The following is a 24,258-nucleotide window of genomic DNA, read 5'->3' on the forward strand; positions in this document are numbered from 1 at the left end:
TCGCAGGAGCAGGCATCACGCGGGAAAGCGGCGGTCGACCCAGGTCCACGTGACCTCCAGGGCGGCCGCCGCCACCGCTGCCACGGCCACCGCGATCCACGGCATCGTCATGCCGACCAGTTTCAGCGCGAAGAACTCCTGGAGCCACGGCACGGCCAGGACCAGCAGGAACGCCCCGCCCATCGAGGCCACCAGCAGCACCCGCCACAGGGTGTAGGGGCGGGCGATGATCGCCAGGACCCACATCGAGATCAGGAACAGCGTGAGCGTCGCGACGCTGGTCTCCGCGTCCAGCGACCCCTCCCCGGTGTAGTGGTGGCGGGCGATCAGATACGTCACGAAGGTCGCCACCCCGGCCAGCACCCCGCCGGGGATCGAGTACCGCATCACCCGGCGCACGAAGTGCGGGCGGGCCCGCTCCTTGTTGGGGGCGAGCGCCAGGAAGAACGCCGGGACCCCGATGGTGAGCGTGGACAGCAGCGTCAGATGGCGCGGCAGGAACGGGTACTCGACCTGCCAGCACACCACCAGCAGCGCCAGCAGCACCGAGTACACCGTCTTGACCAGGAACAGCGTGGCCACGCGCGTGATGTTGCCGATCACCCGCCGGCCCTCCGCGACCACCGACGGCAGGGTGGCGAAGCTGTTGTTCAGCAGCACGATCTGGGCGACCGCCCGGGTGGCCTCCGAGCCCGAGCCCATCGCCACGCCGATGTCCGCGTCCTTCAGCGCGAGGACGTCGTTCACGCCGTCCCCGGTCATCGCGACGGTGTGCCCGCGGGCCTGGAGCGCGCCGACCATGTCCCGCTTCTGCTGCGGGGTGACCCGTCCGAACACGGTCCCCTCGTCCAGCGCGCGCCCCATCGCGTCCCGCTCTCCGGGCAGCCGCCGCGCGTCGACCGTACGGCCGTCCAGACCGAGCTTTCCGGCCACCGCGCCCACGGACACCGCGTTGTCCCCGGAGATCACCTTGGCCTGGACGTTCTGCTCGGCGAAGTAGCGCAGGGTGTCGGCGGCGTCGGGCCGCAGCCGCTGCTCCAGGACGACCAGCGCGGTGGGCCGCGCGCCCTTGGCCACGGCCGGGTCGTCGAGATCACGGGCGGCGCGGGCCAGCAGCAGCACCCGCAGCCCCTGTTCGTTGAGCCGGTCGGTCTCGTCGAGGGCGGGGTCGCCGGGGTCGAGCAGGACGTCCGGGGCGCCGAGCAGCCAGGTGCTGTTCTCGCCGTTGCCCTCGCTGAAGCTGGCGCCGCTGTACTTGCGGGCGGAGGAAAACGGCAGGGACTCGGTGCAGCGCCAGGCGTCGGTGTCCGGATAGGCGTCGATGATCGCCTGGAGGGAGGCGTTGGGCCGGGGGTCGGACTCGCCGAGCGCCCCGAGCACCCGCCGTACGTACGCCCCGTCGCCGCCGTCCAGGACCCGGACCTCGCTGACGTCCATGCCGCCCTCGGTGAGGGTGCCGGTCTTGTCGAGGCAGACCGTGTCGACGCGGGCGAGGCCCTCGATGGCGGGCAGCTCCTGGACGAGGCACTGTTTCCGGCCGAGCCGGATGACCCCGATGGCGAAGGCGACGGAGGTGAGCAGGACCAGCCCCTCGGGGACCATGGGGACGATGCCGCCGACGGTGCGGGCGACCGAGTCCTTGAGGTCGTTGTTCTTGACGAAGAGCTGGGTGACGACCAGGCCGAACGCGGCCGGGATCATCATCCAGGTCACGTACTTGAGGATGGTGGAGATGCCGGAGCGCAGCTCGGAGTGGACGAGGGTGAACCGGGACGCCTCCTCGGCCAACTGGGCGGCGTAGGCCTCGCGGCCGACCTTGGTGGCCTGGAAGGCGCCGCCGCCGGCCACCACGAAGCTGCCCGACATGACCTGGTCGCCGCTGTGCTTGACGACGGGGTCGGCCTCGCCGGTGAGCAGTGACTCGTCGATCTCCAGCCCGTCGGCCTCCACGCACACCCCGTCGACCACGATCTTGTCGCCGGGGCCGATCTCGATCAGGTCGTCGAGGACGATCTCGGCGGTGGCGACCTCCTGGGCGGCGCCGTCGCGCCGGACGGTGGGCCGGGCCTCCCCGATGACGGCGAGGGAGTCCAGGGTCTGCTTGGCCCGCCACTCCTGGATGATGCCGATGCCGGTGTTGGCGAGGATCACGAAGCCGAACAGGCCGTCCTGGATGGGCGCGACACCGAGCATGATCACCCACAGGACGCCGATGATCGCGTTGAACCGGGTGAAGACGTTCGCCCGGACGATCTCGCCGACGCTGCGGCTGCTGCGGACGGGTACGTCGTTGACCTCACCGCGCGCGACACGCTCCGCGACCTCGGCCGCGGTCAGACCGGTGGCCGTCGACAGGCCGGCGGGGGCGTCGATATGGGTCATGCCATCGACGGTACGTGCGGACTTGGGGGTTCACCCCTCGGCGGACCGGAAGATCCGACCTGGGGAGGAGACGCCGGTTCCTACCGGACCGCCTCGGACCGCTTGATGGCGGCGTCACGCCTGCGGACGTACCAGATGCCGATGAGCCCGAGCCCGCCGCCCGCCAGGCAGGTCCACAGCCACCACAGATGCCCGTGGTCGTCGAACCAGCCGTAGAAGGGGAGCTGGACGAGGAAGAGGACGAACCACAGGATCGTGCCGCCGGTGATGGTGGCGACCACGGGGCCCTCCAGGGGCTCCGGCGCCTCGTGCTGGGGGGTCCACTTCGCCATGGGGACAGCTTACGGGCCGCGCTTGTCTACGCGCGGAGATGGCGTTCCGCGGTTTTATACGTTCATACTGAAACGGTTTTGGGTTTGTCCACTTCTGATCGTAGGAACCTCTAATGGTCGACCGCTACTTCAAGATCTCCGAGCGGGGCAGCACGCTGCCGAGGGAGATCCGTGGCGGTTTCGCCACCTTCTTCGCGATGGCGTACATCATCGTGCTGAACCCGATCATCCTCGGCAGCGCCAAGGACATGTACGGGCATCAGCTCGACAACGGCCAGCTCGTCACCGCCACCTGTGTGACGGCCGCCTTCACCACCCTGCTGATGGGCGTCATCGGCAATGTGCCGATCGCGCTCGCCGCCGGCCTCGGCGTGAACTCCGTCGTCGCGCTCCAGCTCGCGCCCCGGATGTCCTGGCCGGACGCGATGGGCATGGTCGTCCTGGCCGGTTTCATCGTCATGCTGCTGGTCGCCACCGGCCTGCGCGAGCGGGTGATGAACGCCGTGCCGTACGGGCTGCGCAAGGCCATCTCCATCGGTATCGGCCTGTTCATCATGCTGATCGGTCTGGTCGACTCCGGGTTCGTCAGCCGGATCCCCGACGCCGCGCACACCACCGTCCCGCTCCAGCTCGGCTCCGACGGTCACCTCAACGGCTGGCCGGTGCTCGTCTTCATCCTGGGCTCCCTGCTCACGCTCGCCCTGATCGTCCGCAAGGTGCCGGGCGCGATCCTCATCTCGATCGTCGCCATGACCGTCCTCGCGCTGATCATCAACGCGGTCGCCACGGTCCCGTCCTGGGGCCTGACCGTCCCGGAGTGGCCCGGCAACCCGGTCGCCACGCCCGACTTCGGGCTGATCGGCGAGTTCAGCCTGCTCGGCGGTTTCCACAAGGTCGGCGTGCTGACCGGCATCCTGTTCGTCTTCACGGTCCTGCTGTCGTGCTTCTTCGACGCGATGGGCACGATCATGGGCGTCTCCGACGAGGCGAAGCTGACCGACGCCCAGGGCCAGATGCCCGGCATCGGCAAGGTGCTCTTCGTGGACGGGTTCGCCGTCGCCGCCGGTGGCGCCAGCTCCTCCTCCGCCACCACCGCGTTCGTGGAGTCCACGGCCGGGGTCGGCGAGGGCGCCCGGACCGGCTTCGCCAACCTCGTCACGGGCGGCCTCTTCGCCGTCTCGCTGTTCCTCACGCCCGTCGCCACGATGGTGCCGTCCCAGGCGGCCACCCCCGCGCTGCTCGCGGTGGGCTTCCTGATCCTGGCGGGCTCGGTCAAGGACATCGACTGGGCCGACTACACGATCGCCGTGCCCGCGTTCATCACGATGGTGATGATGCCGTTCACCTACTCGATCACCAACGGTATCGGCATGGGCTTCATCACCTTCGCGCTGCTGCGCCTGGCGGCCGGCCGGGGCCGGGAGGTGCCGGTGCCCATGTATGTGGTCTCGGCGGTCTTCGCCTTCTACTACCTGATGCCGGCGCTCGGTCTGACCTGAGCCGGTTCGCGGGGAGTTCTACGGGCTCAGGTGAGCCCGTAGAACTTCTCCGTCTCCTCGACGGCGGCCTGGAACCGCTCGTCGAAGTCGTCACGGATGAGCGTCTGGATCACATAGTCCTGGACGCTCATTCCCCTTTTCGCAGCATGGTGGCGGAGCCGTTCGAGCAGCTCCCCGTCTATCCGCAGGCTGAGCACACTGGTCCCCATGGCTACGAGGGTCGCCGCACGGTTCGGGGTGGTGGGAGCCGTTCCGCGGTCGTATCACCCGTATGAGTGATTCTGCGTTTCCTCAAGGCGGAGCGCGGGTGGGGCCCCGGGTGGTATTTAGCCAGAGTAATGAGTTATGTTAAAGAACATGCCGGACCTTACGCATGGCGACGACGCTGCCGCCGTGAACTCCCTGCGATCCGCCGTGATGCGGCTGTCCCGTCGGCTCAAGCACCAGCGGGTCGACGAATCGCTGAGCCCGACCGAGATGTCGGTGCTCGGCACCCTGTCCCTGTGCGGCAGCGCCACCCCCGGTGAGCTGGCCCGCAAGGAACACGTCCAGCCGCCGTCCATGACCCGCATCGTGGCGCTCCTGGAGGCCAAGGGCCTGGTCCGGCTGGAGCCGCACCCCGAGGACCGCCGCCAGAAGGTCGTCACCAGGACCGAGCAGGCCGAGACCATGCTCGAGGAGAGCCGCCGCAAGCGGAACGCCTTCCTGGCCACCCTGGTCGACGGCCTCGACGAGGACGAGTGGGCGAAGCTGCGCGCCGCCGCACCCGTGCTGGAGAAGCTCGCGCATCTCTAGCTCCCCGGCTCCGCCGACAGCACGACGTGACACACAGGAGGCGAACCCTTTGAGTCCGGGACCCGGAGCAGACTCCGCACCCGCACCGACCACCCCCGAATCCCCGCCCGCCCGTCCCGCCCGCGCCTCGATGTTCGCCTCCCTCAAGGTGAGGAACTACCGGCTCTTCTTCGCCGGCCAGGTCGTCTCGAACATCGGCACCTGGATGCAGCGGATCGCCCAGGACTGGCTGGTCCTCAGCCTCACCGGCTCCGCCACGGCCGTCGGCGTCACGACGGCCCTCCAGTTCCTGCCGATGCTGCTCTTCGGCCTCTACGGCGGCGTCCTCGTCGACCGGCTGCCCAAGCGGCCCACGCTGCTGTTCACCCAGGCGGCGATGGCCCTCACCGGCATCGCGCTCGCCCTGCTCACGCTCTCCGGGCACGTCCAGGTGTGGCACGTGTACGTCGCCGCGTTCGCCGTGGGTCTCGCGACGGTCGTCGACAACCCGGCCCGGCAGTCCTTCGTCTCCGAGATGGTCGGCCCCGACCAGCTCCAGAACGCCGTCAGCCTCAACTCCGCGAACTTCCAGTCCGCCCGGCTCGTCGGCCCCGCCGTCGCCGGTGTGCTGATCACCGGCGTGGGCACCGGCTGGGCGTTCCTCTTCAACGGCCTGTCCTTCGTCGCGCCCATCACCGGCCTGCTGCTGATGCGGGCCCGCGACCTGCACGCCGTCGAACGCGCCCCGCGCGCCAAGGGCCAGCTCCGCGAGGGGCTTCGCTATGTCGCGGGCCGCCCCGACCTGATCTGGACGATCACCCTGATCGGGTTCATCGGCACCTTCGGCTTCAACTTCCCCGTCTACCTCTCCGCCTTCGCCGACGACGTCTTCGACGCGGGCGCCGGTGCGTACAGCCTCTTCAACACGCTGATGGCGGTCGGCTCGCTGATCGGCGCCCTGCTGGCGGCGCGGCGCGGCACGGCCCGGATGCGGGTGCTGATCGCGGCGGCCGTGGCCTTCGGCGCGGTGGAGATCGCCGCGGCGGGCGCGCCCTCGCTGTGGCTCTTCGCCCTGCTGATGGCCCCGATCGGCATGTTCGGCATGACGGTCAACGTCACCGCCAACACCAGCATCCAGATGGGCACCGACCCGGCCATGCGCGGCCGTGTCATGGCCCTCTACATGATGGTCTTCCTCGGCGGCTCCCCGGTCGGCGCCCCGATCGCGGGCTGGATCACCGACGCGTACGGCGTCCGAGCGGGCCTCGCGACGGGCGGCGCGGTGGCCGCCCTGGCCGCCGCCACGATCGGCCTGACCCTGACCCGGGTAGGCAACCTCCGCCTCACGGTCGGCTGGCACCACGGCCATCCCCGGGTACGGTTCGTCCCTCGCCGGAGCGAGAACAAGACCGACCGGGACCGGGAACTGACCTCGGCGGCGTGAGGGGGCCTGATGCGCCTGTCCCGGGGCAGGGCGGTCCCCCCCCTCGACACCGGCGGGGCCCGTGCACATGGTGGCCAGCGGTTCAGCGCCGCCGTGCGTGCCCTCCCCGGGAAGGGGGAGCGTCCCCGTCGGCGCCCGGCTCGGCAGCGGACGTGGGCGTAGTCCCGGAGGGAGGGGCACCCGCCGTTACCGGTGGCGCGCCCCCTGTGAGTACGGCCACACCCGCCCTGTGCCGCGCGGTCGGTACCCCGGTTCGGGAGAATCGGCCCTATGAGACTGTTCGCCGCCGTGCTTCCGCCGGACGACGTGGTGCGGGAACTCGCCGCCGAGGTAGGGGAGTTGCGTCGGCTGCCCGGGGCGGAGGCGTTGCGGTGGACCGGGCGGCCCGGGTGGCACTTCACGCTCGCCTTCTACGGCGAGGCCGACGACGACCTCGTGGAGGAGCTGTCGGCGCGGCTGGGGCGGGTCGCGCACCGGAGTGAGCCGTTCGCGCTCGGTGTGCGGGGCGGGGGACAGTTCGGGCACGGACGGGCCCTCTGGGCCGGGGCTGCCGGGGACGTGTCGGCGTTGCGGCTGCTCGCGGACCGGGCCGAGGCGGCGGGCCGGAAAACGGGCCTCGACCTGGGAGGACACCGCCGCTACAAGGCGCATCTGACCCTGGCCCGCAGCCGCGACGCCGTGGACGTGACGCCGTACGTCGAGGCGCTGGACACCTTCGCCGGCCGTACCTGGACCGTGGACGAGCTGACCCTCGTACGCAGCCGGCTGCCGCGGTCCGGGATGCCGGGGGAGCAGCCCCGCTACGACCCGGTCGGGCGCTGGCCGCTCGGCGGGGCCGGTTAGGCTCGACGCGTGGACCCGAAGACCAGGAACCGGATCATGGCCGGTGCGCTCGTGCTGATGTTTGTCGTGGTGGCGATGGCGGCCGCGGTCGGGAAGTAGAAGCAGGGGAGGGGGAGGGACGCCCGGGTGCGTCTCGGTGCCCTCCCCCCGCCCGAAGCAGCCCCCCGACTACCAGGCGAACGCCTCCGGGGACGGCCCCGGTCCCGGGAAGATCTCGTCCAGGCCGGTCAGCAGCTCCTCGCTCAGCTCCAGCCCCACCGCACGGATCGCCGACTCCAGTTGCCCGGCGGTGCGCGGCCCGACGATCGGTCCGGTCACGCCGGGCCGGGTGAGCAGCCACGCCAGAGCGGCCTCGCCGGGTTCGATCCCGTGCTTGTCGAGGAGGTCCTCGTACGCCTGGATCCGGCCACGCGCCACGGTGTCGGCCAGCGTGTCGGCGGCCCGCCCGGCCGCGCGGCGCCCGCCCTCGACCTCCTTGCGGATGATCCCGCCCAGCGCCCCGCCGTGCAGCGGCGACCACGGGATGACGCCGAGGCCGTACTCGCGCGCGGCCGGGATCACCTCCATCTCGGCGCGCCGCTCGGCCAGGTTGTACAGACACTGCTCGCTGACGAGCCCGATGGTCCCGCCCCGGCGCGCGGCGGTCTCGTTGGCCTGGGCGATCTTGTAGCCGGGGAAGTTGGAGGAACCGGCGTAGAGGACCTTGCCCTGCTGCACCAGCACGTCGATCGCCTGCCAGATCTCGTCGAACGACGTGAGGCGGTCGATGTGGTGGAACTGGTACAGGTCGATGTAGTCGGTCTTCAGCCGCCTGAGCGACGCGTCCACGGCCCGCCGGATGCTGAGCGCGGACAGCTTGTCGTGGTTGGGCCAGGCGTCGCCCTCGGCGGCCATGTTGCCGTACACCTTGGTGGCGAGCACGACCTTGTCGCGCCGCTCGCCGCCCTTGGCGAACCAGTTGCCGATGATCTCCTCGGTACGGCCCTTGTTCTCGCCCCAGCCGTACACATTAGCGGTGTCGAAGAAGTTGATACCCGCGTCCAGCGCCGAATCCATGATCGCGTGGGAGTCGGTCTCGTCGGTCTGCGGGCCGAAGTTCATGGTGCCGAGGACGAGACGGCTGACCTTGAGTCCGGTACGTCCGAGCTGCGTGTACTTCATGGAACCCCAGCCAACGACTTGGAGTGCGCTCGACGCAAGGGGTCCGGGGCGAGCCAGGCCGGTCCGTCCCGGTCAGTCGCGGGCCTCGTACTCCCCGCCCACCCCCCACCCCTGATGCATCGCCGTCGCGAAGGCCGCCGCCAGTTTGTGTTCGCCGCGTGCGTTGGGGTGGGTGCCGTCGTAGGTGTCGGTGTGGAGATCCCAGGTGTCGGGGACCGAGGCCAGGAGGATCGGGGAGGACGGGGTGTCCAGGTCGGCGGCCGCCTTCGCCAGGCGTTCGTTGAAGGCGGTGACCTCGGCGCCGAAGGGCGGGTCGTCCGCCGCGCGCACGTTGGGGATCACCGGCAGCCAGACCATCCGCACCGCCGGGTTCGCCGCGCGCGCCTCGGCCGTGAAGGCCCGCACGTTCTCCGCGGTCTGCTCGGCGTTCGTGTAGAAACCCAGGTCGATCAGGCCCAGGGAGACCAGCAGCACGTCCGCCCGGTGCTCCCGCACCGCCGCGCCGATCAGCGGGGCCATGTGCAGCCAGCCCTCGCCCCAGCCGGCCAGATGGGCGCGCGGGAAGCCCGGTTCGGCGTACGCGTACGACGTGGGCGCGTCCGCCTGCTTGTCGTGGAGCGTCTCGCGCGGGCCGACCAGGGCGCAGGGGCCGTCGTACGTCGCGCACAGGTGCCGCCACATGCGGTAACGCCATGTGTGTTCGCCCGCGCTGCCGATCGTCATCGAGTCGCCCACGGGCATGAACCTAAGCATCCGCTCATGATGAGGGATCGCCGGACGATCACAGGAGTCCGGGGGCGTGTGAGGCTCACCACGGCCGACAAGGACACGGCCAGGGCCCGGCCACGACCCGGCCACGACCTGCGCCGCGGTGATCGCCGCGCCCGGAACGCGTGCCCGGAACCCGCGGGCGGGATGGCAGGCTTGGGGCATGCGACGACCCTTCGCCGGCCGTGCCGGAGCCCTCCTCGCCGGTGCCTTCCTCATGGGCGCGGCCGCCGTACCCGCGCTCGCCGTACCCGCCTCCGCCGACGACGGGGACAAGGCCGGGAACAAGGGCTTCACGATCGAGGACCCGCGGATCACCGAGTCCAGCGGTCTCGCCGCCTCCCGACAGCACCCGGGCGTCTACTGGACCCACAACGACAGCGACGACGGCCCCTACCTCTACGCCGTCGACAGCGCGACCGGGAAGACCGTCGCCCGCCTCACCCTCACCGGCATCGGCACCCCGCGCGACGTCGAGGCCATCTCGATCGGCCCCGGCAACGAGATCTGGGTCGGCGACATCGGCGACAACCTCGGCGGCGGCTGGCCGTACGTGTGGATCTACAAGCTGCCCGAGCCGAAGACGCTCAGCGACGCGACGGTCCGCGCCACGCAGTACATCGTCAAGTACTCCGACGGCCCCCGCGACGCCGAGTCGCTCCTCGTGCACCCCAAGACCGGGCGGGTCTACATCATCGACAAGCAGGAGGACGGCGGACACCTCTACGAGGGCCCGGCCACCCTCGCCGCCTCCGGCACGAACGTCTTCAAGCCGGTCGCCCCCGTCGACCTGTGGGCCACCGACGCCGCGTTCTCCCCGGACGGCACCCACCTCGCCGTACGCGGTTACTTCGGCGGCATCTCCTATGAGTGGAACGGCGGCGACCTCCGCCGCAAGGGCCGCCTCGAGGTGCCCCTCCAGCGGCAGGGTGAGTCCGTCACCTACTCCGCCGACGGCAGCAAGCTCATGTACGGCAGCGAGGGCACCGGCAGCACGGTGGTGGCGGAGGACGCGCCCGACGCCCCGGCCGACTCCAAGTCGCCGTCGGGCTCAGGGAGTTCGGACAACGCCACGAGCGAGGACGACGGTTCCTCGACGGGCGGCGAGGTGAAACTGGGCGCGTTCGCCCTCGCGGCGGTGGCCATCGCCGCGTTCGGCGTACGACGGTTGCGGCGGCGCCGCTGAGCGCACGGCGGCGCGTCGGCGACCGGCGTGCGCGGGCCGGGTCACCCGTCCGGACCGTCCCGCGCGACAGTGGGTGTCCGGCCCCGGCAGGCTGGCGGTGTCTCGCGGGACGGGGGCGGCTTCGTACGGTCCCGCTCCTCACCGATGGGAGTCCCGATGCGCGGTCATGCCATACGCGCCGCCCGCACGTTCACCGTGAAGATCAGCCTGCTCCTCGCCGTCCTGGGGCTCGCCGTCCCGTCGGCGACGGCCGCCGCCGCCCAGCCGGCCCGCGCCGGTCACGCCGTCCCCACCCTGGGCGTGGACTGGCGTTCCGTCACCATCGCGCTGAGCGGCCCGATCGCGGGCGCCTCGGAGCAGATCAACCTCACCGGCACGCTCCACGTCACCGTCGTCACCAGGACGGGCGCGGACGGCGGCGGTACGGCACAGGTCATCAGCTCGCTGGGGAACACCAGGGGCGTCGGCGCCGTCACGGGCGCCACGTACCGGTTCGTCGGCGCCGACGTCGACCGGGTCACCGTCCCGCCGAACCCGATCACGCCGCTGCTCGTGCTCCCGACGTTCCTCCAGATCAACCCGGTCCTGCCGCCCAACCCGGTCGTCCCGCCGAACCCGATCGCACCGGTGCGGGTCCTGGTGAGCCTCACGGCGACCGGCGGGATCGCCGGCATCGACGCCTCGCTGATCGGCCCCGGGGGCGGCGACGGAGGTACGGACGGGGGTACGGACCTGGGCACCGACGGAGGCACGGACGGGCCCGTCGAGAGCGCCTGACCGATAGGCGTGAGCGGCGGCAGCCACGGGGTGCCGCCGCTCATCTTGACGAGTTCATGGCATCCCAGTTTCCTGGAGGTGCGCGGCGTATGGGAGCGCTCCCATAGTTCCGGACCCGCGCCGCCCCGAGAGGAAGCAACGTCATGTTCCGCAACCTCCGCAGAGCGCTGTGCGTCGCCGTCGCGGCCCTGCTGCTCCCCCTGGCGGCAGGCGCGCAGGCGGTCGAGGCTGCCGCAGGTGCCGGCTACTGGCACACCAGCGGCCGCCAGATCCTCGACTCCGCCGGGCAGCCGGTCAGGATCGCCGGGATCAACTGGTTCGGCTTCGAGACCGCCGACAACGTCGTCCACGGCCTCTGGTCCCGCGACTACAAGAGCATGATCGACCAGATGAAGTCGCTCGGGTACAACACTCTCCGCATCCCGTACAGCGACGACATCCTCAAGAGCGGCACCGCCCCCACCGGCATCGACTTCAGCGGCGGCAAGAACGCCGACCTGCAAGGGCTCGGCTCCCTCGGCGTCCTGGACAGGATCGTCGCGTACGCCGGTCAGGGCGGCCTCAAGGTCATCCTCGACCGGCACCGCCCGGACGCCGCCGGGCAGTCGGCGCTCTGGTACACCGCGGCCGTGCCCGAGTCGACGTGGATCGCCAACCTCAAGGCGCTGGCGGCCCGTTACCGGGGCCAGGACACCGTCATCGGCATCGACCTGCACAACGAGCCGCATGATCCCGCCTGTTGGGGCTGCGGCGACACCGCGACCGACTGGCGGCTCGCCGCCGAGCGGGCCGGCAACGCGGTCCTCTCCGTCAACCCGGACCTGCTGATCCTCGTCGAGGGCGTGCAGACCTTCAACGGCGTCTCCGGCTGGTGGGGCGGCAATCTGATGGGCGTGGCCCAGTACCCGGTACGGCTCGACGTGCCCGGCCGGCTCGTGTACTCGGCCCACGACTACGCCACGAGCGTCGCCCAGCAGAGCTGGTTCAGCGATCCGTCGTTCCCCGCGAACATGCCGGGGGTCTGGGACAAGTACTGGGGTTACCTCTTCAAGCAGAACATCGCGCCGGTCTGGCTGGGCGAGTTCGGCACGACGCTCGCCTCGACGGTGGACCAGCGGTGGCTGGCGGCCCTGGTGGACTACCTGCGGCCCACGTCGACGTACGGCGGCGACTCCTTCCACTGGACTTTCTGGTCCTGGAACCCCAACTCCGGTGACACGGGCGGCATTCTGAAGGACGACTGGCAGACCGTGGACACGGTGAAGGACGGCTACCTGGCGAGCATCAAGGCGCCGGGCTTCCCGGCCGGCGGGGGCGGTGGAGGGGATGACGGCGGTTCGACGGCTTCCTGCTCGGCCACGTACACGATCAGCAGCGACTGGGGCGGCGGCTTCAACGCGGACGTGAAGGTGACCAACACGGGGACGACGGCGCTGTCCTCCTGGAAGGTGACCTGGGCCTGGAGCGGCGCACAGCGGGTCACGAGCATGTGGAACGCGTCGTACACCCAGAGCGGCGGGACGGTGACGGCGGTCAACGCGGCGTACAACGGCACGGTGGCGCCCGGCACGTCGACGAGCTTCGGCTTCGGGGCCGCACCGGGCGGGGCGGGCGCACCGGCGGTGAGCTGCACGGCGACGTGACGGAAGGGGCGCCCTGCGACAGGGCGCCCCTTTCACTTGCCGAGCGGGCAGGCGAGGCCGGCGTGCCGCTCACGGCGCGGCGAACACGCCACCACCGCCAGCGACAGGAAGACCGGCCGCTCCAGATAGAACCCGAGGGACACGTCCCCGCCCCGCCCGAGCCGCTCGACGGCGTGAGCGAGATGCGCGGAGAGGCGCACCTCGGCCAGCCGTTCACGGATCCACGCCGCGGCCTCCTCCGGGTCCTGCCAGGTGCCGCGCACCGACGAGCGCGGCTTGAGGAGCCAGTACGCCGTCTCCAGCGGCGGCAGGTCCGAGCCGGGGAACTCGGCCGCCACCTCGCGATACCGCTGAACCAGCTCGGGCCGGCTCCCGGCCGGGGGCGGCTGGGGGTGCGGGGGCCGCCGTAACGCCTCTTGATCGAAGCGGTCCTTGGGGCCGATCCACAGATAGCCGTGGTGGTGCACCGGCGCGCGTGCTCAGAGGGCCAGCCCGAACCGCGTGGGATCGATCCCGGCCACACTCAACTCCTCCGAACTGAACCGCAACGGCGCCACGTCGGGCCGCTTGCTGTCCCCAAGGGCCCAGGCGTCCTCCCCGATCCGGGCGAGGGTCACGCACGACTCGCCGTCCGGGTGCGTGTTGCCGCCGCAGGCCCTTTTGAACGAGGCGGAGGTGATGTCGAGGGCGTAGAGCTTGGTTGCGTCGAGCATGGGTGGGCCCTTCCGTAGCTCGCCATGAGTGGCGAGGCGGTTGCTGTCAGTCAGGAAGGTAGAGCCGGAAGGGGCGGTCGATCGGAGAATATTCTCCACTATTCTCACGCCGTCACTCTGAATGCATGGACATTCACTCAGAGGCACCGACATGCTGGGGGAGCAACATCGTCGAGTCTCAAGGGAGTTGTCGCGTATGGCACGTCGGTTGCGGTTCAACGGGACCGGGAGCGGGGTCACCGGATGCCCTTCGGTGCACGAGGACTTGGACAGCGGCGAGGTGATCGTCCATGGTCCTCCGCTCACCGACGCGGACGATCTGGCGCAGCTCCAGCACTTCTCGGAGGGGGAGGTCGCCGTCGTGGTCCCGCGTGATCTGCTCGTGGACTGGACCCCGAAGGAGCGGGACCGGCAGGTGCGGACGATCGATCTCGACGAGTTCCAGAGTCTGTTCGGCAAGTTCGAGCACACGGCGTGGCGGTTGGAGACCCGGCGGCGGTACGCGAGCGACGAGAAGAACGAGCGCTGGAGGCAGTTCGTGGACACCGGCTCGGTCGGCGACGACTGGGCCAACGCCCCGGAGGTCAGGTGGTTCCGCGACACGATCCGCGCCCAGACCGAGCAGGGCAAGCGCATGGAACGCGTGCGCATCGTGGACCAGCCCGCCACGCTCGGCCAGCGCTACCTCCTCAGCAGCGCCAAGGGAAACATCGGCTTCGGTGAGGACATCCGCAACCTGTGGCGGGCCGACGCCGACCGACTCAGGCTCCCCGCCGAGGACTTCTGGCTGTTCGACAGCCGCCTGGTCGCCCTCCTCCGGTTCGACGAGGCCGACGAACTCACCCACGTGGATCTGATCACGGAGCCCGCCGAGGTGGTGCGCTGCTGCATGGTGCGGGACGCGGCCTGGCATCACGCCGTACCGTGGAAGCGGTTCAAGGCTGAGTTGGACGGCGACACGTAGGGGTCAGAGCGGATACCGGTGAGCACGGACTATCAGAGGGCGCGTGAGGAACTGGGCCGAAGACTCAGGGAATTGCGTGCCGAGTGCCCTGATGGCCGGCTCACCGGCACCGAACTGGCCCAGCGGCTGGGGTGGCCGCAGTCGAAGGTCAGCAAACTGGAGAACGGCAGGCAGACCCCGACGGACGACGACCTCCGCGCATGGACGGAGGCCGTCGGGCAGCCTGCCGCGTTCGCGGAACTGCGCGCCCGGCTGAAGGGCTTCGAGAGCCACATCCGCTCCTGGCGACGCCAGCTCGCGGCGGGCCACGGCCCGGTCCAGGAGCGCTGGAACAGCCTCGTGGACGAGTCCCGCACCCTCCTCATGTGGGAGAACAGCACGATCAGCGGCATGGTCCAGACGGCCGACTACGCACGGCACGTCTTCGACCGCTACACGGACCTCCGGTGCTCCCCGCGGGACACCGAGGACGCGGTGCGGGCGCGCATGAGACGGCAGGAGTGGCTGTACCGGCCGGGCAAGCAGTTGAAGCTCCTCATGTGGGAGGGCGCCCTGTGGGCCCAGGTGTGCCCGCCGGAGGTGCTCGTGGCCCAACTGGACCGGCTCCTCGGCATGGTGGGCATGGACACCGTCCACCTCGGGATCGTCCCCCTGGACAGCGCCCTGCGCCTCCCGCCGGCCAACTCCTTCTGCATGCTGGACGACCGCATGGTCGCCGTCGAGGACTGGCACGCCGAACTCTGGCTGGACGACGCCGAAACGATTGCCCTCTACCGCCGCGTCTGGGACACCCTCGCCGAGTCAGCGGTCTTCGGCACGGACGCCCAGCAAGTCATCGCCCGCGTCCGCCGAAGCATCAAGGTCTGAGGACGTACGGCCGCACCACGTCGTCGGTCGTCGTCCAGCGGGGCCCGGCCGGGCGGGCCGGTGTCTGCCAGCAGGCGTCCTCGGCCGGGAACGGCAGCCGGTACCCGGCCGCCCGGGAGCGCTTGGCCCACCGGCGCCAGCGGGCTTCGTACGGGTCGGGGAGTCGCCATACGTACGGGTCCGGCGCCCTGACCTCCTCGGCGAGGGAAGGCGGTTCAACCTCTGTCCGCCGCCGGGTCAGCACCTCATAGATCCGCCGGAACACGCGACCCCTCCGGGAGCAGGAAGCGCGCCCACACGCACTTCGTGAACCGCTGCTGGGCGTGTCCCCAGCCGTGGGCCAGCCGCCCGACGAGCGCGAGGCCGCGTCCGCTCTCGGCGTCCGGGTCGCAGGCCCGCAGTTCCGGGAGCCGGTCCCGGTCGGGGTCGTGGACCTCCAGAAAGAGATACGGCCCCTGCAAGGTGAGCGTGACCCTGACCTGGGCGTGGGACACCCGGCCGTGGGTCACGGCGTTGGCCACGAGTTCTCCGGCCGAGAGGACCACGTCGTCGGTGAGTTCATCGGCGATCCCCCAGCCGGCCAGGGCCTCGCGCACGTTCTGCCGGGCTGTTGACACGTGTCGTCTGCGCTGGGGGATGAGGAAGGTCTTGGTCGTTGGCACGAGGACGAAGCTAGAGGTGAATTCGTCTTCAGTGTGACCATCTCAAGTGAATGCATGCAGTTGTCTACACGATCGAGTGATGAGCTCTCGAACATGGTGGCCTGTGTGGCATCGTTGCCGCCGGCGAGGGGAGATTCCATGCCCGCAGGCGGACGGCCGACCGTACGAAGTCGGCGTCTGGGAACGGCACTCAAGCAGTACCGGCATGCCGCGAAGCTCGATCAGCCGCAAGCTGCGGAGATCATCGCGGCAAGTCAGGCGCGAGTCAGCAGACTTGAGAGCGGGCATGTCACCGCACGGGTCATCGAGGTGCGGTTGCTGCTGGACGCGTACGGCGTCACGGATCCGGAAGTGCGGGCCAAGCTGGAGGAGTTGGCCAAGCACTCGAAGAATCGAGGCTGGTGGCTGGAGCATGCCGCCCACCTGCGCCCGGACTACGTCGACCACATCGCCCTTGAGGACGACGCGACGTACATCCGGGAGTGGCAGCCGGTGCTCGTCCCGGGGCTTCTGCAGACTCCGGCCTATGCCGCGGCGATCACGGAGGGAAGCCCCAACTACATCGCGCCGGACCGTGTTGCCCAGTTGCTGAAGGTACGGGAGGGACGGCAGTCAAAGATCGAGGAGGGCGGGGCAACGTACTCCGCGATCCTTTGGGAGTCCGTCATCGCACATCCCTTGGTGAGCACTGATGTTCATCGCGAGCAACTCGCCGCACTCCTTGAGATCGCCCGGCGGAAGAACGTCACCGTGCAGGTGCTGCCCTACAGCACAGGGGTACTCGGAGCGGTGACCTCAGCCTTCTCCACCTTCAGCTTCGATGCCGAGCCGGTGGTCGAAGCGGTGGCCCTGGAGAACCTGCGGGGCACCTCGGTCCTGGAGGGATCGGAAGACCTCACGGCTTACGCCAACATGTACGACCTACTACGATCGTCGGCACTGGCGCCGGACACGAGCGTTCAGCTCATCCGGGGCGTACTGCGGAGCTTGAAGGATGACGCATCGTGACCGAGGTTATAGGCCCCTTCCGTAAGTCGTCGTACTCGCAGGCGGAAAGCAACTGCGTCGAGGTCGCCGACACCGCCCCCGGCGGCCGCGCCGTCCGAGACAGCAAGCAGACCGACGGCCCTCTCCTCACCGCGTCCCGTGAGGGTTGGCGGGCTTTCATCGCGCAGTTCTGAGCGCTGCTGCTTCCTGACCACCCCGAGGGAGATCGACTATGACTGAGCTCGTGGGCCCATTCCGCAAGTCCTCCTATTCGGGGCAGGAGAACGCCTGCGTCGAGGTGGCCCCCACCACTGGCGACGGCCACGCCGTCCGCGACAGCAAGCAGACCGACGGCCCCCTCCTCACCGTCTCCCGCGACGGCTGGCGGGCCTTCATCGCGCAGTTCTGAAAAGGCGCCCGGTGACAGATCACCAGGCGCCCCTTTCCCGTCCCCGAGCGGAGTGCTACAGCTTCTCGATCACGTAGTCGATGCACTGCGTGAGGGACTCGACGTCCGTCGGGGCGATCGCCGGGAACATCGCGACGCGGAGCTGGTTGCGGCCGAGCTTGCGGTAGGGCTCGGTGTCGACGATGCCGTTGGCGCGCAGCACCTTGGCGATCGCGGCCGCGTCGATCTCGTCCGAGAAGTCGATCGTGCCGATGACCTGGGACCGCTTGGCCGGGTCCGTGACGAAGGGCGTCGCGTGCTTGGACTCCTCGGCCCAGGAGTAGAGCCGCGAGGAGGAGTCCTTCGTACGGGCCGTGGACCAGGCGAGGCCGCCCTGGCCGTTGATCCACTCCAACTGCTGGTTCAGCAGGAACAGCGTGGCCAGCGCAGGGGTGTTGTACGTCTGGTTCTTGCGGGAGTTGTCGATCGCCGTCGGCAGCGAGAAGAACTCCGGGATGTGACGGCCGGACGCGTGGATCCGCTCGGCGCGCTCGATCGCGGCCGGGGAGAACACGCCGATCCACAGGCCGCCGTCGGAGGCGAAGGACTTCTGCGGGGCGAAGTAGTAGACGTCGGTCTCGGCGATGTCGACCGGGAGGCCGCCCGCGCCGGAGGTGGCGTCCACCAGGACGAGGGAGCCCGCGTCCGCGCCCGCGACCCGCTTCAGGGGGGCCGCGACGCCCGTGGACGTCTCGTTGTGGGTGAAGGCGTAGACGTCGACGCCCTCCTCGGCCCGCGGCTCGGGGTGCGTGCCGGGGTCGGAGGAGACGACGGTGGGCTCGGCGAGCCAGGGCGCGAGCTTGGCGGCCTTCGCGAACTTCGAACTGAACTCACCGAACGTGAGGTGCTGCGACTTGTTCTCGATCAGACCGTGCGTCGCGACGTCCCAGAACGCGGTGGAGCCGCCGTTGCCGAGGATCACCTCGTAGCCCTCGGGGAGGGAGAACAGCTCGGAGATGCCCTCGCGCACCTGGCCGACCAGGTTCTTGACGGGCGCCTGGCGGTGGGAGGTGCCCAGGAGGGAGGTGCCGGTCGCGGCCAGCGCGTCCAGCGCTTCCGTCCGCACCTTGGAGGGGCCCGCGCCGAATCGACCGTCGGCGGGCTTGATGTCAGCGGGAATCCGGATCTCAGCCACGAAGGGAGGTTAGCCGGTGGAGGAAACCTCGGCGAAACCTCGTCCGTCGGGTGAGACGGCGTTTCGTCGTGGGAGGCGAACACCGGGTGGGCTGATTTGCTGGCACCCATGACGGATCTGGAAGCCGCGCTGCGCGCCGGTGTCCGGGGTGACGTGGAGTTCGGCGTCACGGCCCGGGCCCTGGTCACCATGGACGCCTCCAACTACCGCCGGGTGCCGCTCGGCGTCGTCGCGCCCCGGGACGCCGACGACGTGGCCGCCGTACTGGAGGTGTGCCGGGAGCACGGCGTGCCGGTGGTGGCGCGCGGCGGCGGGACGTCGATCGCGGGGCAGGCGACCGGGACGGGCGTGGTGCTGGACTTCACCCGGCACATGAACCGGCTGCTCGCCCTCGATCCCGGCACGCGTACGGCCGTCGTGCAGCCGGGGCTGGTCCTCGACCGGCTCCAGGAGGCCGCCGCCCCGCACGGGCTGCGGTTCGGGCCCGACCCGTCCACGCACAGCCGCTGCACGCTCGGCGGGATGATCGGCAACAACTCGTGCGGCGCGCACTCGGTGGCCTGGGGGACGACCGCCGACAGCGTGCGCGAGCTGGCCGTCGTCACCGCGCGCGGGGAGCGCCTGCGGCCGGGCCGGGGGTGGTCCGGAGCGCCGGACGGGCTGCGGGCCCTGGTCGACGCCGAACTGGCGCGCCTGCGCACCGGCTTCCCCGACCTGCCCCGCCGTATCTCCGGATACGCGCTGGACGCGCTGCTGCCCGAGAACGGCGCCGACGTGGCCCGTTCCCTCTGCGGTTCGGAGGGCACGCTCGGCGTGCTGACGGAGGCCGTCGTGGACCTCGTACGGGCCCCACGCGCGCGTGCCCTCGCGGTGCTGGGGTACGCCGACGAGAGCGCGGCGGCGGAGGCGGCGGCCGGGCTGCTGCCGTACCACCCGCTGACGGTGGAGGGCATGGCCGCCGACCTGGTGCCGGCCCCGGCCGATCTGCCGCGCGGCGGGGCGTGGTTGTTCGTCGAGACGGGCGGCGACACGGCGGCGGAGGCACGCGCGCGTGCGGAGACGGTCGTGCGGGCGGCGGACGCCGTGGACGCGGACGTCGTCACCGACCCGGCCGGGCAGCGGGCGCTGTGGCGGATCCGGGAGGACGCGAGCGGTACGGCGACCCGGATGCCGGACCGGTCCGAGGCGTGGCCCGGCTGGGAGGACTGCGCGGTGCCGCCGGCCCGGCTGGGCGCCTATCTGCGCGACTTCCGGGCGCTGCTCGCCGGGCACGGGCTGCGCGGGACGCCGTACGGGCACTTCGGGGACGGGTGCATCCACGTCCGGATCGACTTCGATCTGCTGACCGCGGCGGGCGTCAGCCGGTTCCGGGTCTTCTCCGAGGAACTCGCCGACCTGGTGGTGGCGCACGGCGGTTCGCTGTCCGGGGAGCACGGCGACGGGCAGGCGCGCGCGGAGCTGCTGCCGCGGATGTACGGGCCCGAGCTGGTCGCCCTCTTCGAGCGAGCCAAGGCCGTCTGGGACCCGGACGACCTCCTCAACCCCGGCATGCTGGTCCGGCCCGCGCCCCTCGACTCGAACCTCCGCTTCGCCGTCCTGCCCCGCGAACCGGTCGACGTGGTCTTCGGCTACCCGTCCGACGGCGGCGACTTCTCGGCGGCGGTACGGCGCTGCGTCGGGGTCGCGAAATGCCGTACGACGGAGGTGTCCGGGGCCGCCGTGATGTGCCCGTCGTTCCGGGCGACGGGCGAGGAGGCCCACTCCACGCGCGGGCGGGCCCGTCTGCTGCACGAGATGCTCGCCGGTGAGCTGGTGACGGACGGCTGGCGGTCTCCCGAGGTGCGCGACGCGCTCGACCTGTGCCTGTCGTGCAAGGGGTGCCGGACGGACTGTCCGGTGGGCGTGGACATGGCCACGTACAAGGCGGAGTTCCTGCACCACCACTACGCCGGACGCCGCCGCCCCGCCGCGCACCTCAGCATGGGCCGACTCCCGCAGTGGCTGCGCTGGGCGTCCCGTACGCGTGTGGTGTCCCTCGTCAACGCGCTGGCCGCCGTGGGGCCGTTGGCCCGGCTGGCGAAGGCGGTCGGCGGCATCGCCCCGGAGCGGGGGATCCCGCGGCTGGCGGGGGAGACGTTCAGCCGGTGGTGGGGCCGTCGGCGGCCCGCGTCCGGCGAGGACCTCGTCGTGCTGTGGCCCGACACCTTCACCGAGCATCTGTCGCCCTCCGTCGGGCGCGCCGCCGTGCGGGTGCTGGAGGCGGCCGGGCTGCGGGTGGCGTTGCCGCCGACGCTGCGGATGCGCGGGCGGCCGGTCGGCGACGGGCGCACGAGGTCCCCGATCGCCCTGGCGGCCGTGCTGCTCGGCGGGCGCCGGGAGCGGGTCTGCTGCGGGCTGACGTACGTCTCCACCGGCCAGCTCGACCGGGCGCGCGCGGTGCTGCGGCGCACGCTCGACCTGATGGAACCGGTGCTGGAGACGGCCGCGCCGGTGGTGGTCCTGGAGCCGAGCTGCGCCGCAGCGCTCCGCACCGATCTGCCCGAGCTGCTGGCGGACGATCCGCGGGCCGCGGCGCTCGCCGCCCGGGTGCTGACCTTCGCGGAGACGCTGGAGCGGCACGCCCCGCACTGGCGGCCGCCGCGCGTGGGCCGTCCCGCGGTCGGCCAGACCCACTGCCACCAGCACGCCGTCCTCGGCGACGCGGCCGACCGCCGGCTGCGCGCGGCCGCCGGTGTCACCGGTGAGCTGAGCGGCGGCTGCTGCGGGCTCGCGGGCGACTTCGGCTTCACGAAGGGCCACTTCGAGGTGTCGGTGGCCTGCGCGGAGGAACAGCTCCTGCCGGCGGTGCGCTCGGCGCCGCCCGGTGCGGTGGTCCTGGCGGACGGGTACTCCTGCCGGACGCAGTTGGAGCAGGTGGCGGGGGTGCGCGGGGAGCATCTGGCGGAGGTGCTGGCGGCGGCGCTGGACGCGTCGGGGGACGGTGGGTGAGGGACACGCAGGCGTCACGGGCCTGCGGAGTCGAGCGCGGCGGAGCTGGTTACCTGGGCCGGGGCGACCGTACGGACGTCCTGTGACGGCGTGTTCAGCGCGTTCATCCGATCCGAGGGAGCCCGGCGTATGCGTCTGCGTGTCCAGCCCATCACCCGTGACGAGCATCTGGCGTTCGTCGCGGCCCGCCCCTCCGTCAGCCATATGCAGATCCCCGCCTGGGGCGACGTGAAGCCGGACTGGCGGGCGGAGAGCCTGGGCTGGTTCGACGAGCGCGGGGCGGTGGTGGGCGTGGGGCTGGTGCTGCTGCGGCCGCTGCCGAGGCTGCGCAGATACTTCGCCTATCTGCCCGAGGGTCCGGTCGTGGACTGGTCCGCGCCCGATCTGGTGGAACGCTGGCTGGACCCGATGCTGGCGCATCTGCGGGCGCGGGGCGCGTTCTCGGTGAAGATGGGCCCGCCCGTCGTCGTACGGCGCTGGAGTGCGGACGCCGTCAAGGCGGCCGTGGCCGACCCGGACGCGCACCGGCTGGGGGACGCGGAGCCGACCTCCGTGGAGCCCGGCGCCCCGGCCGTCGCCGAACGGCTGCGCGGGGCCGGCTGGCGGCAGGCCGAGGCGGGCGGTGAGGACGGCTTCGCGGCGGGGCAGCCGCGGTACGTCTTCCAGGTGCCGTTCGCCGGGCGGTCGCTGGAGGAGATCCAGGGCGGCCTGAACCAGCAGTGGCGGCGCAACATCAAGAAGGCGGAGAAGGCCGGGGTGAAGGTGGTCCGGGGCGGCCCGGAGGACCTGCCGGCGTTCCACGCGCTCTACGTCGAGACCGCCGGGCGGGACCGGTTCGTCCCGCGCCCGCTGCCCTACTTCCAGCGCATGTGGACCGCGCTGAACGCCGAGCACCCCGACCGTATGCGGCTCTACCTCGCCCATCACGACGGCGAGGTCCTCGCGGCGGCGACGATGCTGACGGTCGGCACGCACGTCTGGTACTCCTACGGCGCCTCCACCGCCCGCAGGCGCGAGGTGCAGCCCAACAACGCGATGCAGTGGCGCATGATGTGCGACGCGCACGAGGCGGGCGCCGCCGTCTACGACCTGCGGGGCATCACCGACACCCTGGAGGAGTCCAACCACCTGCTCGGCCTGCTCCGCTTCAAGGCGGGCACGGGCGGGGAGGCGGTGGAGTACCTGGGGGAGTGGGACTTTCCGCTGAACCGGCTGCTGCATCGCGCGTTCGTTCTGTATCTCAGGTACCGAGACAGAGGTGTAATGGGTTCACACTCCTGACGAAGTCTATTAGCCTGGACTCGGCAGTACATCGAGATGAACGATCGTCGAGACGGACGATCGTCGTCGACCTACGAGAACCCTCCAGGACCCACCGTGACCGTCCCCGACACCGCGCCCGTCTCCGCCTCCGTCTCCGCTTCTGCGGCGACCCTCCCCGAGACCGGCCGCCGGGGTTCCCTCGGTCCCGTGGGCCTGGTGCTCGCCGGGGGCATCTCCGTGCAGTTCGGCGGCGCGCTGGCGGTGACGCTGATGCCGCGCGCGGGCGCGCTCGGGGTGGTGGCGCTGCGGCTGCTGGTGGCGGCGGTGATCCTGCTCGTGGTCTGCCGGCCCCGGGTGCGGGGGCACTCCCGTACCGACTGGGGCACGGTGATCGTCTTCGGCATCACCATGGCCGCGATGAACGGCCTCTTCTACCAGTCCGTGGACCGCATCCCGCTGGGCACGGCGGTCACCCTGGAGGTCCTGGGCCCGCTGGCCCTGTCGGTCGCGGTCTCCCGCCGGGCGGTGAACCTGATCTGGGCGGGCCTGGCGCTGGCCGGTGTCTTCCTGCTGGGCGGCGGCGGAGGCTTCGGGAACCTGGACCCCCTGGGCGTGGCGTTCGCGCTGTCGGCGGGCGGGATGTGGGCGGCGTACATCGTCTTCAGCGCGCGTACGGGACGCCGTTTCCCCCAGGCGGACGGGCTGGCCCTCGCCATGGCGATCGGTGCGCTGCTCTTCCTCCCGCTGGGCCTCGCGGAGTCCGGCACGAAGCTGCTGGACCCGGTGACGCTGGGCCTCGGCGCGGCGGTGGCGGTCCTGTCCTCGGTCCTCCCCTACACCCTCGAACTCCTGGCCCTCCGCCGCCTCCCCGCCCCCACCTTCGCCATCATGATGAGCCTGGAACCGGCCATCGCGGCCACGGCAGGCTTCTTCATCCTGAACCAGTCCCTGACGGCGACGGAGGCGGCGGCGATCGCCCTGGTCATCGCGGCGAGCATGGGCGCGGTCAGGACCCAGGTGGGACGCCGAGCCCCCAAAATCACCTCTTGACGAACTCCAGCCAACGGGGGAACAAGTGTCCGGCATGGGCCAAGACGTGAATCCTCCCGAACCAGACATCGAACAGGTGGCCGCAGGCCGACTGCTCGATCTCGTGCGCTCCTTCGTCACCACGCACGTGCCGTGGAAGCCGCTGTTCATCGGTGCGGTCATCACGGGCGACGACCGCATGCGCCTCTATTTCCGTTCGCCTGAACGGGGCCGCACATACGGCGTGGACGTGCTGATCAGTCGTACAGGCCCTGGCCTGCTCGGTTCCCTGGTGTCCCCGGCGTTCCTGGCGAACGAGCATCTGCACCAGCCTTCCGACGATCCGCACTGCGATGTCGTCGTGGATCTCACCGACTACTGACGCGGGACGCC

26 protein-coding genes are annotated in these 24,258 nt (G+C 70.9%); 16 read left to right on the forward strand and 10 right to left on the reverse strand.

Features of this window, described 5'->3' with window-relative positions:
- Positions 1 to 15 precede the first annotated feature (15 nt).
- Positions 16 to 2,382, reverse strand: coding sequence for an HAD-IC family P-type ATPase (locus G6W55_RS03860; protein ID WP_175519343.1), 2,367 nt, complete (start codon positions 2,380 to 2,382; stop codon positions 16 to 18).
- 80 nt (positions 2,383 to 2,462) lie between these two features.
- Positions 2,463 to 2,714 carry a DUF2530 domain-containing protein gene (locus G6W55_RS03865; protein WP_175519344.1) on the reverse strand — a complete coding sequence of 84 codons (252 nt, stop codon included), beginning with the start codon at positions 2,712 to 2,714 and terminating at the stop codon, positions 2,463 to 2,465.
- 113 nt (positions 2,715 to 2,827) lie between these two features.
- Here G6W55_RS03865 and G6W55_RS03870 point away from each other — a divergent pair, with 113 nt between their 5' ends.
- Positions 2,828 to 4,213, forward strand: coding sequence for an NCS2 family permease (locus G6W55_RS03870; protein WP_030785374.1), 1,386 nt, complete (start codon positions 2,828 to 2,830; stop codon positions 4,211 to 4,213).
- Between the two features lie 26 nt (positions 4,214 to 4,239).
- Here G6W55_RS03870 and G6W55_RS03875 read toward each other — a convergent pair whose 3' ends face one another.
- Positions 4,240 to 4,422 carry a ribbon-helix-helix protein, CopG family gene (locus G6W55_RS03875; RefSeq protein WP_030785370.1) on the reverse strand — a complete coding sequence of 61 codons (183 nt, stop codon included), beginning with the start codon at positions 4,420 to 4,422 and terminating at the stop codon, positions 4,240 to 4,242.
- A 148-nt stretch (positions 4,423 to 4,570) separates the two neighbouring features.
- On the opposite strand from G6W55_RS03875, the gene G6W55_RS03880 reads away from it, so the two are divergent.
- From G6W55_RS03880 to thpR, 3 genes are all read left to right on the forward strand, one after another.
- Positions 4,571 to 5,008, forward strand: a complete 438-nt coding sequence (locus G6W55_RS03880; protein ID WP_030785368.1) for a MarR family winged helix-turn-helix transcriptional regulator — start codon at positions 4,571 to 4,573, stop codon at positions 5,006 to 5,008.
- A 49-nt stretch (positions 5,009 to 5,057) separates the two neighbouring features.
- Positions 5,058 to 6,431 (forward strand): MFS transporter, encoded by a 1,374-nt coding sequence (locus G6W55_RS03885; protein WP_175519345.1) that lies wholly within the window; start codon positions 5,058 to 5,060, stop codon positions 6,429 to 6,431.
- A 270-nt stretch (positions 6,432 to 6,701) separates the two neighbouring features.
- Positions 6,702 to 7,274: an RNA 2',3'-cyclic phosphodiesterase gene (thpR, locus tag G6W55_RS03890; RefSeq protein WP_175519346.1), complete on the forward strand. Its 573-nt coding sequence runs from the start codon at positions 6,702 to 6,704 to the stop codon at positions 7,272 to 7,274.
- 168 nt (positions 7,275 to 7,442) lie between these two features.
- Here the strand turns inward: thpR and G6W55_RS03895 are convergent, their stop codons facing one another.
- The gene (locus G6W55_RS03895) at positions 7,443 to 8,435 is read right to left on the reverse strand and encodes an aldo/keto reductase (protein WP_175519347.1); all 993 of its coding nucleotides are present in this window, start codon (positions 8,433 to 8,435) and stop codon (positions 7,443 to 7,445) included.
- 72 nt (positions 8,436 to 8,507) lie between these two features.
- The gene (locus G6W55_RS03900) at positions 8,508 to 9,188 is read right to left on the reverse strand and encodes a GDSL-type esterase/lipase family protein (RefSeq protein WP_175519348.1); all 681 of its coding nucleotides are present in this window, start codon (positions 9,186 to 9,188) and stop codon (positions 8,508 to 8,510) included.
- Between the two features lie 178 nt (positions 9,189 to 9,366).
- Here G6W55_RS03900 and G6W55_RS03905 point away from each other — a divergent pair, with 178 nt between their 5' ends.
- The 3 genes from G6W55_RS03905 (at position 9,367) to G6W55_RS03915 (ending at position 12,809) form a co-directional block, all read left to right on the forward strand.
- On the forward strand, positions 9,367 to 10,389 hold the full coding sequence (locus G6W55_RS03905) for a WD40 repeat domain-containing protein (protein ID WP_175519349.1): 1,023 nt from the start codon (positions 9,367 to 9,369) through the stop codon (positions 10,387 to 10,389).
- Between the two features lie 156 nt (positions 10,390 to 10,545).
- On the forward strand, positions 10,546 to 11,166 hold the full coding sequence (locus G6W55_RS03910; RefSeq protein ID WP_175519350.1) for a hypothetical protein: 621 nt from the start codon (positions 10,546 to 10,548) through the stop codon (positions 11,164 to 11,166).
- Between the two features lie 143 nt (positions 11,167 to 11,309).
- Positions 11,310 to 12,809: a cellulase family glycosylhydrolase gene (locus tag G6W55_RS03915; protein WP_175519351.1), complete on the forward strand. Its 1,500-nt coding sequence runs from the start codon at positions 11,310 to 11,312 to the stop codon at positions 12,807 to 12,809.
- Between the two features lie 32 nt (positions 12,810 to 12,841).
- Here the strand turns inward: G6W55_RS03915 and G6W55_RS03920 are convergent, their stop codons facing one another.
- Both G6W55_RS03920 and G6W55_RS03925 read right to left on the reverse strand, forming a co-directional pair.
- On the reverse strand, positions 12,842 to 13,276 hold the full coding sequence (locus tag G6W55_RS03920) for a hypothetical protein (RefSeq protein ID WP_175519352.1): 435 nt from the start codon (positions 13,274 to 13,276) through the stop codon (positions 12,842 to 12,844).
- 12 nt (positions 13,277 to 13,288) lie between these two features.
- Positions 13,289 to 13,522 carry a DUF397 domain-containing protein gene (locus G6W55_RS03925; protein WP_085211653.1) on the reverse strand — a complete coding sequence of 78 codons (234 nt, stop codon included), beginning with the start codon at positions 13,520 to 13,522 and terminating at the stop codon, positions 13,289 to 13,291.
- A gap of 196 nt (positions 13,523 to 13,718) precedes the next feature.
- On the opposite strand from G6W55_RS03925, the gene G6W55_RS03930 reads away from it, so the two are divergent.
- Complete coding sequence (locus tag G6W55_RS03930) at positions 13,719 to 14,486, forward strand: DUF6879 family protein (protein ID WP_175519353.1); 768 nt, start codon at positions 13,719 to 13,721, stop codon at positions 14,484 to 14,486.
- Positions 14,487 to 14,504: 18 nt separating this feature from the next.
- Entirely contained in the window at positions 14,505 to 15,353 is an 849-nt protein-coding gene (locus G6W55_RS03935) for a helix-turn-helix transcriptional regulator (RefSeq protein WP_175519354.1), read from the forward strand.
- On the opposite strand, the gene G6W55_RS03940 is transcribed toward G6W55_RS03935, so the two are convergent.
- A complete protein-coding gene (locus G6W55_RS03940; RefSeq protein ID WP_175519355.1) occupies positions 15,343 to 15,618 on the reverse strand; it encodes a hypothetical protein in 276 nt (91 codons plus the stop codon). The genes G6W55_RS03935 and G6W55_RS03940 overlap by 11 nt on opposite strands.
- A complete protein-coding gene (locus G6W55_RS03945) occupies positions 15,599 to 16,015 on the reverse strand; it encodes an ATP-binding protein (RefSeq protein WP_175519356.1) in 417 nt (138 codons plus the stop codon). Before G6W55_RS03945 ends, G6W55_RS03940 begins: the two co-directional genes overlap by 20 nt.
- 138 nt (positions 16,016 to 16,153) lie before the next feature.
- Here G6W55_RS03945 and G6W55_RS03950 point away from each other — a divergent pair, with 138 nt between their 5' ends.
- The 3 genes from G6W55_RS03950 to G6W55_RS03960 are packed head-to-tail and all read left to right on the forward strand — an operon-like array spanning position 16,154 to position 17,411.
- Positions 16,154 to 17,023 (forward strand): helix-turn-helix transcriptional regulator, encoded by an 870-nt coding sequence (locus tag G6W55_RS03950; RefSeq protein WP_175519357.1) that lies wholly within the window; start codon positions 16,154 to 16,156, stop codon positions 17,021 to 17,023.
- Complete coding sequence (locus tag G6W55_RS03955) at positions 17,020 to 17,196, forward strand: DUF397 domain-containing protein (protein WP_175519358.1); 177 nt, start codon at positions 17,020 to 17,022, stop codon at positions 17,194 to 17,196. The genes G6W55_RS03950 and G6W55_RS03955 overlap by 4 nt, the downstream gene beginning before the upstream one ends.
- 38 nt (positions 17,197 to 17,234) lie before the next feature.
- Positions 17,235 to 17,411: a DUF397 domain-containing protein gene (locus tag G6W55_RS03960; RefSeq protein ID WP_175519359.1), complete on the forward strand. Its 177-nt coding sequence runs from the start codon at positions 17,235 to 17,237 to the stop codon at positions 17,409 to 17,411.
- 55 nt (positions 17,412 to 17,466) lie between these two features.
- Here G6W55_RS03960 and serC read toward each other — a convergent pair whose 3' ends face one another.
- Positions 17,467 to 18,585, reverse strand: coding sequence for a phosphoserine transaminase (gene serC / locus G6W55_RS03965; RefSeq protein ID WP_175519360.1), 1,119 nt, complete (start codon positions 18,583 to 18,585; stop codon positions 17,467 to 17,469).
- A gap of 108 nt (positions 18,586 to 18,693) precedes the next feature.
- Between serC and G6W55_RS03970 the strand changes: the two genes are divergently transcribed.
- The 4 genes from G6W55_RS03970 (at position 18,694) to G6W55_RS03985 (ending at position 24,247) form a co-directional block, all read left to right on the forward strand.
- The gene (locus G6W55_RS03970) at positions 18,694 to 21,573 is read left to right on the forward strand and encodes an FAD-binding and (Fe-S)-binding domain-containing protein (protein ID WP_175519361.1); all 2,880 of its coding nucleotides are present in this window, start codon (positions 18,694 to 18,696) and stop codon (positions 21,571 to 21,573) included.
- Positions 21,574 to 21,702: 129 nt separating this feature from the next.
- Positions 21,703 to 22,854, forward strand: coding sequence for a peptidoglycan bridge formation glycyltransferase FemA/FemB family protein (locus G6W55_RS03975; RefSeq protein ID WP_175519362.1), 1,152 nt, complete (start codon positions 21,703 to 21,705; stop codon positions 22,852 to 22,854).
- 96 nt (positions 22,855 to 22,950) lie between these two features.
- The gene (locus G6W55_RS03980; RefSeq protein ID WP_309243623.1) at positions 22,951 to 23,886 is read left to right on the forward strand and encodes an EamA family transporter; all 936 of its coding nucleotides are present in this window, start codon (positions 22,951 to 22,953) and stop codon (positions 23,884 to 23,886) included.
- A gap of 25 nt (positions 23,887 to 23,911) precedes the next feature.
- Positions 23,912 to 24,247: a hypothetical protein gene (locus G6W55_RS03985; protein WP_175519364.1), complete on the forward strand. Its 336-nt coding sequence runs from the start codon at positions 23,912 to 23,914 to the stop codon at positions 24,245 to 24,247.
- The last annotated feature ends 11 nt before the right edge of the window (positions 24,248 to 24,258 follow it).

It is taken from the genome of Streptomyces sp. CAI-85, assembly GCF_013363615.1.
GTDB lineage: Bacteria > Actinomycetota > Actinomycetes > Streptomycetales > Streptomycetaceae > Streptomyces > Streptomyces antibioticus_B.